Raw genomic sequence first — 16,683 nt, 5'->3', positions numbered from 1 at the left:
CTCCTCCTGACGTCATCAGCCCGTACCAGGCGCTTCTCACTGCGCCGGCGCCACGGCCGGCGGCGCCTCGTTGGTCACCCGCAGGATCCCCCACAGCCCCGAGGCATTGCCGTACGCGGCATAGTCGCGGAACAGGTAGTCCCCCGGCACCGCGTTGGCGCCCCCGGCGCTGGGCAGCATGAAGCTGAAGTGCGCCGCCGGCAGCACGCTTTCCTGCGCGCCCACGTACATCGCCATCGGGTTGTAGCCGTAGCGCACCGAACCGATGCCCGGCAGGCCCATGGGGTAGCCGTTCACATCGTTCTTCTCGGCCTGGTAGTTGTGCAGTGGCCACAGGTGTCCGTCGAGCTGGTAGGTGATGCCGCGGCTACCGCCGCTGGGCATCAGCACATGGCTGCGCGCAGGTTGACCCGGCTTGGCCCAGAGCACCGGGGTCTGCGGGTCGCCGCCGACCAGGGCGTTGCTGTAGGCCATGTGGGCGTTCGGCACATCGGCGAAGCCGAAGCCGTCGGCATGGCCGAACGGTGCGTCCGGCGCCAGGCCGAAGCGCAGCCACAGCGGCTCGGTCTTGTAGTTCATCGCCATGTTGCCGTTGTCCTTCGGATCACCCGGCACGCCATTACCCTCGGTGGCGATGCCCTCCACTGGCCGGCCATCGGCCCAGCGCATGTTCAGCGAGCGCTGCCACACAGTGATGAAGTCGCGGTAGTCGGGCTGGCCGCTGACCTTCACCGTAGCCTGGGCGCGGCTGGCGTTGTCCTCGGTCCAGGTCGCGCTTTGCGGCAGCACGCTCATGGCGCCCACCAGGCCCTTCTGCGGCTGCTTGATGACATCCGCCGGGGTCAGGTTGAGGCCGCCGAACTCGATGGCCGTGGTGTTGATGTTGTCCACCGTGCGGCCCAGTTGCAGCACCGGCTTGCCTTCACGCTCCAGGTGCCCGGCATAGTACTGGTACACCCGGCTCGGGTAGGCGCCGCTGCCGCCGGCGCGCGGCGGCACGGTCTGCACCGGGTTGAGGCCGACGTTGACGCCGTCCGACTTGGTGATGTCGTAGGCCAGCAGCTGCGCATGCAGGCCGACGTGGCTGGACGGGCGCATCAGGTTATTGTTGAACGCCGTGGAGCCCTCGCCGCCGGCCCGGTCGCGCTTGACCACGTTCTGCATCACCGCGGTGCTGGGCAGATCCGGCATCATCAGCGGCAGGCGGTTCTCCAGGGTGATGCTGATGCAGTCGCCGGCATTGGCACGCAGTACCAGGGGCTCGACCGGCACGCCTGCCTTGAGCTTGCCAGTGCCCGTATCGAGGTCGGCCTTGCGCACGTAGAGCACCGCGGTCGGGTCGTGCAACGGCGAGCTGTGGCCACCGACGGTGAAGGTCGCGCCGTCCTCCTCGTCGGTGACCGTGGCCATGGGGATATCGACCTTGCGGCTGTTGAACACCAGGGTGCCGCCATTGGCCTTGAGCGCGCCGCCCACGTGCTGGCCAATACCGGCCGGATCGCTGATGCTGACCCCGTGGCGATTCTCGAGGATGTCGTTGGCCAGGGCCGCGACAATCTCGTAGCTGCGCTTGACCGTCGGCCGGGTGCCAATGCCATTGGCGTTGGCCGTGGTTTTCGGGCAGATGCCGTCGAAATTGACGGTGTTGCGCATGGCCACCGGTTGCGGGTTGTTCGGCAGGGCGAACAGGTCGGCGCGCTGGGCGGTGTAGTTGCGCATGATGCCCCAGATGCCGTTCCAGTAGCCTTCCAGCGCGGCGTCCAACGAGTACAGGTAGTCGCCGTTGGTGGCGGCGGAGCTCGAGATCATCGACACCGGCGCCATGAACCCGAGCTGCTCGGAGATGCCTACCATCTGCGACGACTTCCACCCCGAGTTGGAGCTGTTGCCGAAGCCCGAGCCGTTCTGCAGCCACTTCACGCCGTGCAGGGTGACGTTGTGCTCCTCCTCGTGGCCACCAGCGTGCATGCGCAGGCGCACGTTGTCGCCGGAATAGGTGCGCAGCAACGGGGTGAACGGGTCGCCCGGCTCGCTGCCCTTGTTGACGTGGGGCGGGAACAGCGTGGTGCCGCCGGTGGGGCCGGTGGCCTGGGTGATCGCCGAAGGCGCCAGGTTCATCGCCGGGATGGCGCGGTCGGTGCGGCTCTGCATGGCATAGGCCAGGTCGCCGCCCAGGCCGTCGGCCTGCATGCCGCGCTTGCCGTCCGGGCCGACCTTGTTCGGGTCGAACACGCGCAGGGCCAACGGCTCGTTGCGGTAGTTGACGACGAACATGCCCGGGTCATCCACCGAGATCGCCTGCGGGCACGGCCGGGTCGGACAGCCTGGGCTCAGCCCGCCACGGGACTCGACTACCGACTCGAGCAGCGTCGAGGCTTTCTGCCGCACCGGCGGGTTGATCGCGTAGCGGAAGCTGTCGGCGGTGGCCGGGTAAGCCTGGCCATCAGGTATGCCGTTGGGGCCGGCGCCCACATACACACCGGCCTCGTAGGCATGCTGGAAGTCGCTGTACTCGAGGAAGAACTCGCGGTAACTGTCGTTTTTGCCGTCGCCGTCATGGTCGCCGGTCTGGATCACCGCCTGCCACGAGGTCGGGCCGCCGTCCTGGCGGGTGGCCGGGTTGTACAGCTGCTCGCCGGTCTCGGCGTGGTACCAGGTGGAACCGGCGGGCTCGGCCAGCACGGTCGCGTACAGCCCCAGTTGCTGGTGGGTCGATGGGCCAAGGTGGTCATGGGTGAAGATGGTGCCCAGGCCACGGTCGACGTTGTGCACGTTCACCAGCGGGTCGGCGAACCAGCGTTGCATGGCAGTGCGCGCGCCGAGCCAGTCGGCCCGGCCGAAGCGCCCGAAGTACGGATGCTGTTTGGCTTTCGGGCACGCGGCGGTGCCGTCGCGGGTGTCGCCCTCGGTGCAGTTGTTGAAGCTGCGGATGGCATGCACGCGCTCGACCACACTACCGGGCGAGAGGATGCCGTCCTCGTAGTTCCAGCCGTTGGCCGAGCCGTCGGCGGCGGTCAGGTCCCACTTGGGCAGGTGGATATGCTGGCCGATCACGTCGGTCGGCGTGCGCACTTGATAGTCGTCCATCTCGTAGAACGACGGGATCAGGTTGGTGTGCACGTACTGGGTGCAGTCGAAGGTGTTCATGCGCATCACCAGCGGCTCCGGCGGGCGCTGCTTGGTGATCACCGGCCAGGCGTCCTCCCAGAGTGCGAGGATGCGCGCCTGCGGGAAGTGGTAGCCGACCTTGTTGTACACCGCGTCGAACTGGATGTTGGCGGCCTTGTAGATGCGCGGGCGGTCGGCGGTGAAGGTGGACGAACCGCGGAAACTCATGCCGGTGAGGTTTTCGCCACTGAAGAACTCGCCGACGCCCGAGGTCTGGGTCAGGCGTTTGCCACGGTCGTCCATGCAGGGTTCGTAGAACGGCGCCCCCGCCGTGGGCAGGGCGCCGTTGGTGCGGAAGGCCTTGGCCACCGGTGCGCTGCCGGGGATCAGGGCAAAGCTCGGGTGCTCGGCCTTGGCGTGGAACTGCATGGCGGCCTGTTCGACCTCGGTGCCCTCCTCGGGCAGGTAGATCGGCTTGGCCTTGTGCACCACCTTGGAGAAATCCAGCTTGGTGGTGGTGGTCACCGCCTCGCCGCCGGCCGATACGCCGTCCAGCGCGTGGCGACCGAGGCCACCGTCCCAGCCGTCGACCTGGTTGGGGTCGAGGTTGGCCCACAGCGCCTTGCCGCTGTCCTTGAGCTGACGGGCCATGGCCGGGTCGAGCATGTCCAGTGGCGGGGTCGGCGGACGCTGGCCGACGCTGCTTTCCATGCCGCCGATCCAGAACGGGTAGCCAGGGTTCTTCAGGCTGCCGTCGGCGTTGCGATTGGTCTCGCTGCGGTCGACCAGGGCCAGGGAGCCGACGGCGCGCGGGGTGGCTGGCGTGTCCGGATGGTCGTCGCCCTCCTCCTCTTCTTCATCCTCATGACCGGCGACCAGGGTCTCGGACAGCTTGGGCACCACGGTGACCTTGCCCGGCATCGGCGCCATGGCCTTGCCCGGCAACGGCACGATGGCCGGGATCGGCGTGCCGGCGATGATCTCGCCGTCCGGCAGCGCCCGGGCGCCCTGGGCCGGCTTGCCATTGCGCAGGGCGAACGGCGTGCTGTGGAAGCCGTTCGCTCCCTCGCCGCTGACCTCCAACCGAGTGCCCGGCTCGAACACGTCGTGCACCCGCCACATGGCCCACATGCCCTGGGCGAAGTGCGGGTAGAAGTGGCAGTGATAAATGGCGTCCCCCGCCACCCGGTTGCGGTTGCCCGAACCGCCGTTGGCGATCTCGTAGGTGTAGCCCACCCCCGGGCCGATACCCTGGGCGTCGATATAGTCGGAGTTGTCGTCGTTAGGGTTGAACAGCCACTGGTGCCCGTGCAGGTGGAAGATGTGCTGCTCGTGGCCGTTGTGGGTATTGCGGAACTTGGTGAAGTCGCCGATGTAGCTGTGGTGCACGTTGGCAGGCTCGGCCGGGTACAGGGCCATGGTCGCCTTGACCCCGGTGGCGCTGGTCGGCGGCGTCTGGCCAGGGCGGATGTTCTCCAGCCCGACGTTGGCCGGGATATCCACCAGGGTGCCGATATCGCCCACGGTGTGGGCGCTGAGGAAGAACTCCTCGTAGGCGCACGACAGGCAGTCGTGCATCGGCCCCACCCCCAGGCGGTTGGCCACCACCTCGGCGCCCATGCCGCCGGAGCCGTAGTTGATCATGAACGAGTCACGGGTCGGCTCGAGTACATGGCCCATGACCGGGTCGGCCCAATAGGCTGGGAAGGCCTGGGTGGCGGCCACCTCGTCGGCGAACTGCGAGGCGAAGTCGCGGAAGGCTTCCAGCCGGTTGGGCAGCGCCGGATTGCGCTTGCCGACACTTTCCAGCGGGTAGGTGCTGGCCGGGAAGCTGCCGTCGGGATTGGGGCCCATGACGATGGCGTCGGTCTCGCTGCTGAGGATCTCGTTGCCGTCGAGCATGGCGATGATCGGCTTGCCGGCCTTGCCCTCGGCGATCCACGGCTCGACGTTGGGATAGCGGGCCTGGTAGTCGATCACCGGTTGGCCGGTGGCCGTGCGCCCCGTAGTGGCCAGGCGCATCTCTTCCTCGGTCAGGGTATTGCGGTAGGTACGCCCGGCCTTGGGCACCACCACCACCTGGCCGAACAGACCGTTGGCGACGTTGCCGGCGCCGCCCTGGCCGCCAAAGGTGGCGCCCTGGCTGGTGACGGCGAACGCCCCTTCGCGCTCGGCGTACAGGGTGTAGCTGCGGGTGCCGCCCGGGGCAACCAGGAAGTTGCCGTTGCGCCCGGTGTTGGCGGCGATATCGCCGATGCTGTTGACCGCCTGCAGGCCATTGACCTGGAAGCCGACATGACGGTCGGTGACCTGCTCGTCGGCAACGAAGTGTTCGTCGCCTTCGTTCTCGATCTCGGCGCCCTCTTCCTCCTCGCCTTCGACTTCGGTTTCGTCGTGGTCGATGCCGTGCTTGTTGGGGTTGGCCTGGTAGGCCAGCAGGTTGGTCAGGTTGACCGTCAGGCAGTCACCGGCGGCCACCCGCAGCACGATCGGCCGCGGGCGTTTGTCCGGCCGCAGGGTGACCTTGCCCGGTACCGCGGCGCCGCCCTTGCTCAAGGGCACCCGGTGCTCGTCCACCACATCCTGGCGCAGGGCGTACATCATGCCGTTGGCATTCTGCGCGCCGAGGCGGTTGAACATCAGTGGCTGATCCAGCGCCACCACGTTGGCCACCAGCGTGCGCTGGCACTGCACCGCGGCCTCGCTGGAGACCTGCCAGCCCAGCAGGGCCAGCAGGAAGGTGGACAGGACCGGGCCTTTGCGAGGGGTCGACATGGGGCACCTCCAGGGACACAGGGATACTGCGGGGAGGTGAGCAAGGCTTATGCCATGAATTTAGTTGTTGTTTATCAAGCACTTGATAGAAATAGAAAGGATGAGCTGGGCGCTTTCACCCTTAATTGGGGGGCTTTGCTGGAACCGCGTGGGAGCAACTGTCTTGCTGAGTTCTCTAAACTGACGTGATCTCTGTAGGAGCGGCCTTGTGCCGCGAAAGGGCTGCGTAGCGGCCCCAGGGTTACAGCGTTGACTCATCAATCGCCAGGGCCGCTTTGCGGCCCTTTCGCGGCACAAGGCCGCTCCTACAGGTTGGCGTAGTACCTGTGTGGAGCGCCGGTGCGCTGCTCCCACGCTATCGAATCGATAGCATTTAGTGATTGAACACACGCGCAAAGGTGCAGTAAGCTCGGTCCCAATCACTGGAGAGCAACATGTCGAAACAAACCTGCAACCACGCCAACCACACCGGTCGCTCCGCGCACCGCGTGCTGGCTGTTGCCGGTCGTAACGCCGTTGCCAGCTTTTATTTTGGGTATTGGTTTAGCCACTAGGCGCCGATGACCCATCCGGCGCCCACCTTCGAGGGGCCGCCGAACATGAGAATACTCAAACCCCCGGTCGGCTCCCCGACCGGGGGTTTTGCTTTTCCGGACCTACGAAACATACCGATTACCTTGAGGACAGCGACATGAACTACACCACCTATTACCGCACCTTCGCATGGCGATTTAGCCAGTTCCGTTCGGGCCAGCCTGCCGCCTCCGTTCGGTCGATTTCCGGTGGCAATGCCGCACAGACACCCCATTTGACGATCAGTCGAACACCTCGATAGGGCCGACGACGCGGGCCAGAACCCGCCGTCCGCCCAGGGAAAAAACGCCATGCAAGCCTCGAACCTCGCCCTGCCCCTGACCCAACCGCACGCTGCCAACACCACCGTCAGCCAGCGCCTGCCCAGCCCGCACCTGCTCAAGCAGCAGATGCCGCTGTCCAGCGAACTCACCCAGCAAGTCCACGCTCATCGCCAGGCGATCCGCGCCATCCTCGAAGGCCGCGACGAACGTCTGCTGGTGGTGGTCGGCCCCTGCTCGATCCATGACCCGCGTTCGGCCCTTGAATACGCCGACCGCCTGGCCGCACTCAGCCGCGAAGTCGACGACAAGCTGCTGCTGGTGATGCGCGCCTACGTGGAAAAACCGCGCACAACCGTAGGCTGGAAAGGCCTGGCCTACGATCCGCACCTCGATGGCAGCGACGACATGCATGCCGGTCTTGCCCTGTCCCGCGGCCTGATGCTGGGCATGCTCGAACGCGGCCTGCCGATCGCCACCGAGCTGCTGCAGCCGATGGCCGCCGGCTACTTCGACGACCTGCTGGGCTGGGCCGCCATCGGCGCGCGCACCACCGAGTCGCAGATCCACCGCGAGATGGTCAGCGGCCTCGAGCTGCCGGTCGGCTTCAAGAACGGCACCGACGGCGGTATCGGCATCGCCTGCGACGCCATGCGCAGCGCCGCCCACCCGCACCGCCACTTCGGCATGGACGCCCAGGGCCACCCGGCGATCATCGAGACCCTGGGCAACCCCGATACTCACCTGGTACTGCGTGGCGGGCATCAGGGCCCGAACTACGACGCCCAGAGCGTCGCCCTGGCCCGCCAGGGCTTGGCCAAGGTCGGGCTGGCGCCACGGATCATGGTCGACTGCAGCCACGCCAACAGCGGCAAGGACCCGGCTCGTCAGCCGGCGGTGTTCGAGGATGTGCTGAGCCAGCGCCTGGCCGGCGACCGGTCGCTGATCGGGGTGATGCTCGAGGGTCACCTGTTCGACGGATGTCAGGCTCTGGGCAAGGGCGCGCTCAAGTACGGCGTGTCGATCACCGATGGATGCCTGGGGTGGGAGTCGACGCAAACACTGCTGCGTCAGGCGAGTGAGCGCTTGTACGCAGTCGCAAATTCTGTTTCAGAATGAAGCTGGTTGAATCCCATCATGTACAAATGAAAACACCTGCCGCAGAGAAGCTGCGGCAGGTGGGGAATATCAGAAAACACTTCAACTCTTCATGCAGGCTCATACTCAACATTGTCAATGAAGGTATCACCTCCGCCGTCGACAAACAGGAACTTCTTGATTGCTGCGCCTGGCGTGACAAAACTAAACCTCTTTGAATAAATCGTATACCCCTTAGCTGGCGCATTCGAAAATGCAAGCGTTGATACCGTGCTAATAAGTTTTCCATCGGCACCGTAGAACTGAACGCTACTAGGCACCCTGCTAGAGTCTGCGATATCGAACGAAACTCTTTTAGCCAGCCCCTTCAACTCGAAAAAGACCATGGCATGGGAGTGCACATATACAAGGCCACCTTGCGTGGGCGGCCAGCCGTTGCTGAATACAATTGAAGATGTTCCCTTGTTCAGGGTTACCCATAGAGCTGGATAATCTAGGGGGTGACCAATTCTCAGAGAACCACGTGTTATTGTTTCAAACTTCTCGACTGTGGGGTAAACCTGCAGCTTCCCTTCCAACGTCAAGTCGAGAGACTGCCCGTTAGCTTTTTCACCCGACGGATGGCGTTCAATTTCGTAGGTCAACACCGCTTTGGACAGCCCGTCCAGTTTGGACAACTCCGCCGGTTTCAGGGTAATCTCCTGTTTGCCGAGTGCCGTGACCATGTGTTCCTTCACGGTTGCATTACCCAGCTTGATCGTGATCTTGTCACCCACGGCCATGCCTTCATAGTGCGGCACCTCCAGTACAAGACCGCTGGCCCCGATGGCACCCAAGTTCAGTTTTCCGTTGCTGGCGGATGGGATGTTCAGTGGCGGATACATTTTCTTCAGGATGTCAGCCGTCACGATCCAGAAGACAAAGTCCTCGGAGACCCTTGCCGGTTTCTCCTCCCAGTCGATCCTGTAGTAGACCCACACCTGAACCGGCTTGTCACCCTTGGGTTGAAGGTTGTCCGCTGGCACCAGGAATGGGCTCACCTCATCCCCTTCCTCCAGAACCTGCTCATCCTCGTAGTAGCCACCTTCGGATGTTTCCCAGTACAGCGTGATCGTGCAAGGTGTTGGTTGCGCGGACGACTCCGGCACGAACACTTGCATGTCGTACTCATAGGCCGGCAGGGCTGGATCCAGGATGTTCTTCGCCAATTCGGGCTCGGTGAAAGGTGGCGCCAGTGTTTCTGCCGGTTCGCCGACATAGTAGCGGGCCACTTCGGATTTCAGTTTCTGCTTGCCCCGTGTGATCCTGTAGCGGACGTCGATCCAACCGCCATCGAACGGCTTGAGGAACTCCGAACCTTTCAGGCGAATGGCCAGGACCTTGCCCACTCGATTCTTGGTCACTCGAACCATTTTGCTGCTCAATGTCTTCACACTGCCGTCTGACGCGGTGCCGACCCACTCGAGTATGACCTCGTCCTCCTCAAACAACGCAGCCTCGATGGCTACCAATGCATGGACGTACGTGTGATCGACACCGATCCAGTAATCCAGGTTCTTGTCCACGCCAAGAACCGGTGCCGGCAAGTCGACAGGAGCGCCCTTGATATTGATGAACGCCGCTTCCGACTGGGTGGATACGCCATCGCGGGTCAGCGTGTAAGTCAGGCGTGTGCTGCCGCCCGCCAGTGCGCTCAGGACATCCAGCGGGGCATTGAAGGTCAGCGTCGTGCTGTCCTTGTCGAGGACCTGGGGGCCGTAGCTGATAGGGATCGTCTGGCCCGCATCGGTCGTGCCGCTCCAGTTCAACACGATACTGTCCTTGGCCTTGAACTGCCCCGTCACCCGGATCACGACATGATCCGCGCCGAGGTCACCCAGGTCGATTTCACCGGAGGTATTCACGTTGCCGTCACGATCCAGCACCACCGGCGCCTCGGGCGGTTCGGACGGCTGCAACTTGACGGTGACAAACGCATCTTTCGACCATTCGGATTCGTTGCCGACCTCATCGGTCACAAAGTAATAGACTGGCAATTTCGAGCTGTCACCCGCCGCCTTGATGACACTCTCGTCCACCTCGATCACGACCGGTGTGTACTTGTCCACTTCTTCAATGACATTGACCACGAACTCTACAACCTGATCGCCCCAGAAGAGCGTAATGCAGTCGAGGTGGCGCTTGTTCAGGTAAGGCGGGATATGCACCCTGACCTTTGCCTTCGCTTCGGCGCTACCGACGACCTTCGAGGCTGGTAGTTCGACCACGGGGAAGGCAAGCTCCTCATCGACACCTTTGTCACCCTGCACGCCTGGCTGCCCGGTGTGCAGAAGTGTGGTCGTTTCGAGCGAGTGCTCCATGTTGGAAGGGCCTGGGTTCACATAGTAATACAACCGACTCGCGCCCTTGTGCACCTGATCAGCTGGTACACGCAGGCTCAGATAGTTACCGACTTCGGCGTCAGCGACCGTCTTACTCTGAACCACCGACGTCCCCCACAGCAGGAGGACCCGATCACCCTTCTTCATGCCCGGATACACCGGGATGATCACCTGCAAGCCGTCGGCATTTTCATTGAGCAGTTTTTTGCTGATGCCCTGATCTGCGGTGGAAATACCATTTACTGCCCCATGGATCATTGGCCGCGGATGCGATGACGCTGCATCATTCGGGTACTTTTTCTTGAGCAGTGCGGCAAAACTCGACAGCTCGGCCTTTATCTCCTCGGTTCCGTCCGAGTCATCCAGCACGATATCGGCATTGTCGAGTGAGTTATTGGGGGTTGACATGGTTAGCTCCCTTGCGCGACTGCGCATTGACATGGCTGAGCCACGATAAGAGCTGGGGCAGGATGCCAACAACTGGCAGAAATGGCAGGTAACCCAGTGTTGCGCGCGCGCTGATTGCTGCTACGCGACACGGCTGGCGAGACGTGTACGGCACAAGTGCGCTAGGCTAGCCTTTTTCGATCCCAAGGAGCAGTACCCATGGCCCGAGCCACCGCCCGCCACATCCTGGTTGCCAGCGAAGACAAGTGCAACGAACTCAAAGCGCAGATCGAAGCCGGCGCCGACTTCGCCGAAGTCGCCAAGGCCAACTCCACCTGCCCGTCCAGCCGCCAGGGCGGCGACCTGGGTTCGTTCGGCCCGGGCCAGATGGTTCGCGAGTTCGACACCGTGGTCTTCAGCGCGCCGCTGAATGTCGTCCAGGGCCCGGTGAAGACCCAGTTCGGCTACCACCTGCTGGAAGTGACCAGCCGTCAGGACTAAGTCATCGCAGGCGATGATGTCCCCTGTGGGAGCGGGTTTACCCACGAATGCGCCCGTACATGCAACATCGTTGCCTGAGCCGACGCATTCGCGGGTAAACCCGCTCCCACAAGTATTGTGTTGCATGATCTTGTGGTGCTCGCTCTCGTCAGCCCACGCCGCCCCCACCCACGCCCTCACCGTCTACGCCGAAGCCCCGCGCTACCCCGCGAACTTCCGCCATTTCGACTATGTAAACCCCGACGCCCCAAAGGGTGGTAGCCTGCGCCGCTCGGCCATCGAGATCGGCCAGTTCGACCATATCCTGCCTTACATCGACAAAGGCATCGGCGTCAGCCAGGTCGATGGCTGGCTGTATGCGCCCCTGGCCGTACGCTCGCTCGACGAGCCCTACACCGTCTACGGCCTGATCGCCCAGCGCATGGAGCGCGGCCCGGACGATGCCTGGCTGCGCTTCTACCTCGACCCGCGCTCCACCTTCGCCGACGGCAAGCCGGTGCGGGCCGAGGACGTGCGCTTCAGCTATGAATTGCTGATGAACAAGGGCAGTCTCAAGTTCCGCACCCAGTTCGCTGATGTCGCCGCAGTCACGGTCGAAGGCCCGCGCCAGGTGCGCTTCGACTTCAAGCAACCCCATGGCCGCACCCTGGCCCTGGAGCTGGCCGGCCTGCCGGTGCTGCCCGAGCACGACTGGCAGCAACGCGACTTCGCCAACGGCGCCGGATTCGACAAGCCGGTGGGCAGCGGCCCGTACCGCATCGGCAGAATCGACAACGGCCGCAGCATCACCTTTGAGCGCGATACGACCTGGTGGGCCCGGGACCTGCCGGTCGCCCGCGGGCTGTACAACTTCGCCCGCATCGGCGTCGAATTCTTCGGCGACACTGAAGTGGCCCGGCAAGTGCTCAAGGGCGGAGGCTACGACTACAACCGCGAGTACTCCGCCACCGCCTACACTCTCGGCTACAACGGTGAGCCCCTGGATGACGGGCGCCTGCAACGCGCCCACCTGGGCCCGGCCAAGCCGCAGATCGCCCAGGGTTTCGTGTTCAACCTGGACCAGCCGCAATTCAAGGACCGCCGTGTGCGCCAGGCCCTGGGCATGCTCTGGGACTTCGAGTGGAGCAACCGGCAGATGATGCGCAATATGTACATCCGCCAGCAGAGCCTCTACTCCAATACGCCTCTGGCCGCCCGCGCCCTGCCCGACACCGAGGAGCTCAAGCTGCTCGAGCCGCTGCGCGGTCAGGTGCCGGACGAAGTGTTCAGCCAGGTGTTCAACGCGCCGGTCACCGACGGTTCCGGCATCATCCGCCAGCAGCAACTGCAGGCGCTGGCCTTGCTGCAGGAGGCCGGCTGGCATCCCCAGGGCGATCGGCTGGTCAATGCCCAGGGCCAACCGCTGAGTTTCACCTTCCTCAACGGCCAGTCGGGGATGGAGCGGCTGTTGCTGCCGTGGAAGCGCAACCTCGCACAGATCGGCGTCGAGCTGAACATCCGCAACGTCGACTCGGCCCAGTACGTCAACCGCGTCATGGCCCGCGACTACGACATGATCGTCACCGGCTACCCGGTAACCTTGTCCCCGGGCAGCGAACAGTACAACTACTTCGGCTCCGCCGCGGCCAACGACCCGGGCTCGAACAACCTGATGGTGCTCAAGGACCCGGCGGTGGACCGCCTGCTCGACGGCCTGGTGCGCGCCACCAGCCAGGCCGACATGCTGCGCCACGCCCGCGCCCTGGACCGGGTGCTGCAATGGAACTACTACTGGATTCCCAACTACTACCCGCCGGGCAGCTCGACGGTGTGGTGGAACCGCTTCGGCCTGCCCAAGGTACAGCCGACCTATGACGAGGGGCTGGACACCTGGTGGGAAGTCAGCCCCAGGGCGCTGACCAACCCGCAGATGGCCGAGCGCCTGCGGAGCGCGCCATGACCAGCTACATCCTGCGCCGCCTGCTGCTGATCATCCCCACCTTGCTGGCCATCCTGCTGGTGAACTTCGCCATCGTCCAGGCCGCGCCCGGCGGGCCGGTGGAACAGGCCGTGGCACGTCTGCAAGGCATCGGTGGCGGCGCCCCGGGCGCCCGCGTCGAGGCGGTACAGGGCGAATCGCGCGCGAGCCGCGGCCTGGACCCGAAGCTGATCGAGGAGATCAAGCGCCAGTACGGTTTCGACAAGTCCGCGCCCGAACGGCTGTGGCTGATGCTCGGCCAGTACGCGCGGCTGGACTTCGGCCAGAGCTTCTTTCGCGGCGCCACGGTCACCGAGCTGATCGTGCAGAAGCTGCCGGTGACCTTGTCGCTGGGCTTCTGGGCCACGCTGATCACCTACCTGGTGTCGATCCCGCTGGGCATCCGCAAGGCGGTGCGCCATGGCAGCCGTTTTGACGCCTGGAGCAGCGCGCTGATCGTGATCGGCTACGCCCTGCCCTCGTTCCTGTTCGCCCTGCTGCTGATCGTGCTGTTCGCTGGCGGCACCTCGCTCAACTGGTTCCCGGTGCGCGGGCTGGTGTCGGAGGACTTCGACCAGCTCAGCCTGTTGGGCAAGGTCGCCGACTACTTCTGGCACCTGGTGCTGCCGGTCGGCGCCCTGGTGATCGGCGGCTTCGCCACCCTGACCCTGCTGACCAAGAACGCCTTCCTCGACGAGATCGCCCGCCAGTACGTGGTCACCGCCCGGGCCAAGGGCCTGAGCGAGCGGCGGGTGCTGTACGGCCATGTGCTGCGCAACGCCATGCTGCTGGTGGTGGCCGGCCTGCCCCAGGCGCTGATCACGGTGTTCTTCGCAGGTTCCCTGCTGATCGAGGTGATCTTCTCCCTCGACGGCCTTGGGCGCATGAGCTACGAGGCGGCGGTGTCGCGGGACTACCCGGTGGTGTTCGGCACCTTGTTCATCTTCACCCTGGCCGGACTGCTGATCCGCCTGCTGGGCGATCTGTGCTACACGGTGCTCGACCCGCGCATCGACTTCGACGCGAGGGGGCGCTGATGTTCTCGCCCATCGCCCGGCGCCGCCTGCGGCGTTTTCGCGACAACCGCCGCGGCTGGATCTCGCTGTGGCTGTTCGCCGGGTTGCTGCTGCTGAGCCTGGGCGCGGAGCTGGTGGCCAATGATAAGCCCTTGCTGCTGGGCTACCAGGGCGAGCTGTACACCCCGGCGCTCAACCGCTACACCGAGCAGCAGTTCGGCGGGCAGCTGCCGTTCCAGCCCGACTACCGCAGCCAGTACGTGCGCCAGTTGATCGAAGGCCAGGGTGGCTGGATGCTGTTCGCGCCGATCCCGTTCAGCGCCGATACCCCCAACTACGACCTGCAGGTCCCCACCCCCAGCCCACCCAGCGCGAGCAACTGGCTGGGCACCGACGACCAAGGCCGCGACGTGCTGGCACGGGTACTGTATGGCACGCGGATATCGTTATTGTTCGCCTTCGCCCTGACCCTGCTCAGCGTGCTCATCGGCGTGACGGCCGGTGCCCTGCAGGGCTACCACGGCGGCTGGGTCGACTTGCTCGGCCAGCGCCTGCTGGAGGTGTGGTCGGGGTTGCCGGTGCTGTACCTCTTGATCATCCTGTCGGGCTTCGTCGAGCCGGATTTCTGGTGGCTGCTGGGGATCATGGCGCTGTTCTCGTGGCTGACCCTGGTCGATGTGGTACGCGCCGAGTTCCTCCGTGGGCGCAACCTGGAATACGTCAAGGCGGCACGGGCCCTGGGGCTTTCGGACACCCAGGTGATGTTGCGGCATATCCTGCCCAACGCCCTGAACGCGACCCTGACCTATGTGCCGTTCATGCTCACCGGAGCGATCACCACCCTCACTGCGCTGGATTTTCTCGGCTTCGGCATGCCCGCCGGTAGCGCCTCGCTAGGCGAGCTGGTCACCCAGGGCAAGCAGCACCTCGAGGCGCCGTGGCTGGGCTTTACCGCATTCTTTGCCCTGGCGTTGATCCTGTCGTTGCTGGTATTCATCGGCGATGCGCTGCGCGAGGCGTTCGATCCTCGCACCTAGCCTTACCTCGGTCACTGTAGGAGCGGCCTTGTGTCGCGATAGGGCCGCAGAGCGGCCCCGGGATTTCAGTGACGACGCAAAGATCGCTGGGGCCGCTTTGCGGCCCTATCGCGACACAAGGCCGCTCCTACACGTTCGGCATACATTTCGACTATGGGTATCCCTTCCATGCACGACAACCTCAAGGACTACCCCCAGGTCCGCCAACTGGCCATCCGCTCGCTGTTCGAGATCATCGAGCAATCCAGCGAAGGCACGGTGATCGTCGACCGCCAGGCGCGCATCGTCTGGATGAACGAGCGCTATGCCCGGCGTTTCGGCCTGCAGGATGCCGCCAGTGCCATCGGCCAGCCCTGCGAGGCGGTAATCCCCGGCAGCCTGATGCGCGAGGTGGTGAGCAACGGCAAGCCGATCCTGCTGGACATGCTCGACACGCCGAACGAGCCGCTGGTGGTGATGCGCCTACCGATCCATGACGACCAGGGCGCGCTGATCGGTGCCATCGGCTTCGCCCTGTTCGACGAGCTGCGCAGCCTGTCGCCGCTGCTCAAGCGCTACGCCAGCATGCAGCAGGAGCTGGCCTCGACCCGCTCGCAGCTGCGCGCGCGCCAGGCCCGCTACAGCTTCGCCCAGTTCGTCGGTAGCAGCCCTGCCTGCCTCGAGGCCAAGCGCCGCGCCCGCCGCGGCGCGACCAGCGACTCGCCGGTGCTGCTGCTCGGCGAGACCGGCACCGGCAAGGAACTGCTGGCCCACGCCATCCACGCCGCCTCGGCGCGGGCGCACAAGGCGTTCGTCAGCATCAACAGCGCGGCGATCCCCGAGGCGTTGCTGGAGGCCGAGTTCTTTGGCACCGCCCCCGGCGCCTTCACCGGCGCCGACCGCAAGGGACGCAGCGGCAAGCTGCAACTGGCCGAAGGCGGCACGTTGTTCCTCGACGAGATCGGCGACATGCCCCTGGCCCTGCAGAGCAAGCTGTTGCGCGTGCTGCAGGAGAAGGAATACGAGCCGGTGGGCAGCAACCAGATGCTGCGCAGTGACGTGCGGATCATCGCCGCCACCTCCATCGACCTGCAGGCGGCCATGACCCGGGGGGCGTTTCGTGCCGACCTGTACTACCGGCTGAACGTGCTGCCGGTGCAGGTGCCGCCGCTGCGCGAGCGCCTGGAGGATCTGCCGGCGCTGTGCGAGGCGATCCTAGCCGAGTTGGGCAGCCAGTATGAGCTGGAGGTTGATGCCCAGGCGCTGTTGGGGCGGCATGCCTGGCCGGGGAATATCCGAGAACTGCGCAATGTGCTGGAACGGGCGACCCTGCTGGCGGACCAGCCACGACTGGGCGTGCATGATCTGATGAACGCGCTGGGACCGTTGAGCCCGGTGGCCGAGACGGCACCGCAGTTGGGCTACCGGGAGGCCTGTGCGCAGTTTGAACGCGGGCTGATTGTGCAGGCCTTGGCACGCAGTGGCGGGAATGTGCCGGAGGCGGCAAAGGCATTGGGATTGGGGCGCTCGACGCTGTACAAGAAAATGGTGGCGCTGGGTATTTTGTCTCAATAAAGAGATTTACGTTTC

General features: G+C 64.7%; 9 protein-coding genes. 7 read left to right on the top strand and 2 right to left on the bottom strand.

Annotation, left to right across the window (positions count from 1 at the left end):
* Positions 1-36 precede the first annotated feature (36 nt).
* Positions 37-5,883 carry a manganese-oxidizing multicopper oxidase MnxG gene (mnxG, locus tag V0R62_RS01950; RefSeq protein WP_330102490.1) on the bottom strand — a complete coding sequence of 1,949 codons (5,847 nt, stop codon included), beginning with the start codon at positions 5,881-5,883 and terminating at the stop codon, positions 37-39.
* Positions 5,884-6,574: 691 nt separating this feature from the next.
* Between mnxG and V0R62_RS01945 the strand changes: the two genes are divergently transcribed.
* On the top strand, positions 6,575-6,718 hold the full coding sequence (locus V0R62_RS01945) for a hypothetical protein (protein ID WP_186735709.1): 144 nt from the start codon (positions 6,575-6,577) through the stop codon (positions 6,716-6,718).
* A gap of 49 nt (positions 6,719-6,767) precedes the next feature.
* Positions 6,768-7,856, top strand: coding sequence for a 3-deoxy-7-phosphoheptulonate synthase (locus V0R62_RS01940; protein WP_330102489.1), 1,089 nt, complete (start codon positions 6,768-6,770; stop codon positions 7,854-7,856).
* A gap of 89 nt (positions 7,857-7,945) precedes the next feature.
* Here V0R62_RS01940 and V0R62_RS01935 read toward each other — a convergent pair whose 3' ends face one another.
* Positions 7,946-10,624, bottom strand: a complete 2,679-nt coding sequence (locus tag V0R62_RS01935) for a hypothetical protein (RefSeq protein ID WP_330102488.1) — start codon at positions 10,622-10,624, stop codon at positions 7,946-7,948.
* 198 nt (positions 10,625-10,822) lie between these two features.
* On the opposite strand from V0R62_RS01935, the gene V0R62_RS01930 reads away from it, so the two are divergent.
* The 5 genes from V0R62_RS01930 (at position 10,823) to V0R62_RS01910 (ending at position 16,668) form a co-directional block, all read left to right on the top strand.
* Positions 10,823-11,104 carry a peptidylprolyl isomerase gene (locus V0R62_RS01930; RefSeq protein ID WP_094009975.1) on the top strand — a complete coding sequence of 94 codons (282 nt, stop codon included), beginning with the start codon at positions 10,823-10,825 and terminating at the stop codon, positions 11,102-11,104.
* 16 nt (positions 11,105-11,120) lie between these two features.
* The gene (locus V0R62_RS01925; RefSeq protein ID WP_408005616.1) at positions 11,121-13,043 is read left to right on the top strand and encodes an extracellular solute-binding protein; all 1,923 of its coding nucleotides are present in this window, start codon (positions 11,121-11,123) and stop codon (positions 13,041-13,043) included.
* Positions 13,040-14,098: a microcin C ABC transporter permease YejB gene (locus V0R62_RS01920; protein WP_260271821.1), complete on the top strand. Its 1,059-nt coding sequence runs from the start codon at positions 13,040-13,042 to the stop codon at positions 14,096-14,098. Before V0R62_RS01925 ends, V0R62_RS01920 begins: the two co-directional genes overlap by 4 nt.
* A complete protein-coding gene (locus V0R62_RS01915; protein WP_330102486.1) occupies positions 14,098-15,114 on the top strand; it encodes an ABC transporter permease in 1,017 nt (338 codons plus the stop codon). Before V0R62_RS01920 ends, V0R62_RS01915 begins: the two co-directional genes overlap by 1 nt.
* 168 nt (positions 15,115-15,282) lie before the next feature.
* The gene (locus V0R62_RS01910) at positions 15,283-16,668 is read left to right on the top strand and encodes a sigma-54 interaction domain-containing protein (RefSeq protein WP_330102485.1); all 1,386 of its coding nucleotides are present in this window, start codon (positions 15,283-15,285) and stop codon (positions 16,666-16,668) included.
* Positions 16,669-16,683: the final 15 nt, after the last annotated feature.

This window comes from Pseudomonas carassii (assembly GCF_036324045.1).
Classification (GTDB): domain Bacteria; phylum Pseudomonadota; class Gammaproteobacteria; order Pseudomonadales; family Pseudomonadaceae; genus Aquipseudomonas; species Aquipseudomonas peradeniyensis.
Note: the sequence above shows the minus strand (reverse complement) of the source record. Positions and strands in the feature narration are given on the sequence as shown.

Coding starts and splice junctions, on each gene's coding strand:
- mnxG (WP_330102490.1), bottom strand. CDS start 5,883: ATGTCGACCCCTCGCAAAGGCCCGGTCCTGTCCACCTTCCTGCTGGCC.
- V0R62_RS01945 (WP_186735709.1), top strand. CDS start 6,575: ATGAACTACACCACCTATTACCGCACCTTCGCATGGCGATTTAGCCAG.
- V0R62_RS01940 (WP_330102489.1), top strand. CDS start 6,768: ATGCAAGCCTCGAACCTCGCCCTGCCCCTGACCCAACCGCACGCTGCC.
- V0R62_RS01935 (WP_330102488.1), bottom strand. CDS start 10,624: ATGTCAACCCCCAATAACTCACTCGACAATGCCGATATCGTGCTGGAT.
- V0R62_RS01930 (WP_094009975.1), top strand. CDS start 10,823: ATGGCCCGAGCCACCGCCCGCCACATCCTGGTTGCCAGCGAAGACAAG.
- V0R62_RS01925 (WP_408005616.1), top strand. CDS start 11,121: ATGTCCCCTGTGGGAGCGGGTTTACCCACGAATGCGCCCGTACATGCA.
- V0R62_RS01920 (WP_260271821.1), top strand. CDS start 13,040: ATGACCAGCTACATCCTGCGCCGCCTGCTGCTGATCATCCCCACCTTG.
- V0R62_RS01915 (WP_330102486.1), top strand. CDS start 14,098: ATGTTCTCGCCCATCGCCCGGCGCCGCCTGCGGCGTTTTCGCGACAAC.
- V0R62_RS01910 (WP_330102485.1), top strand. CDS start 15,283: ATGCACGACAACCTCAAGGACTACCCCCAGGTCCGCCAACTGGCCATC.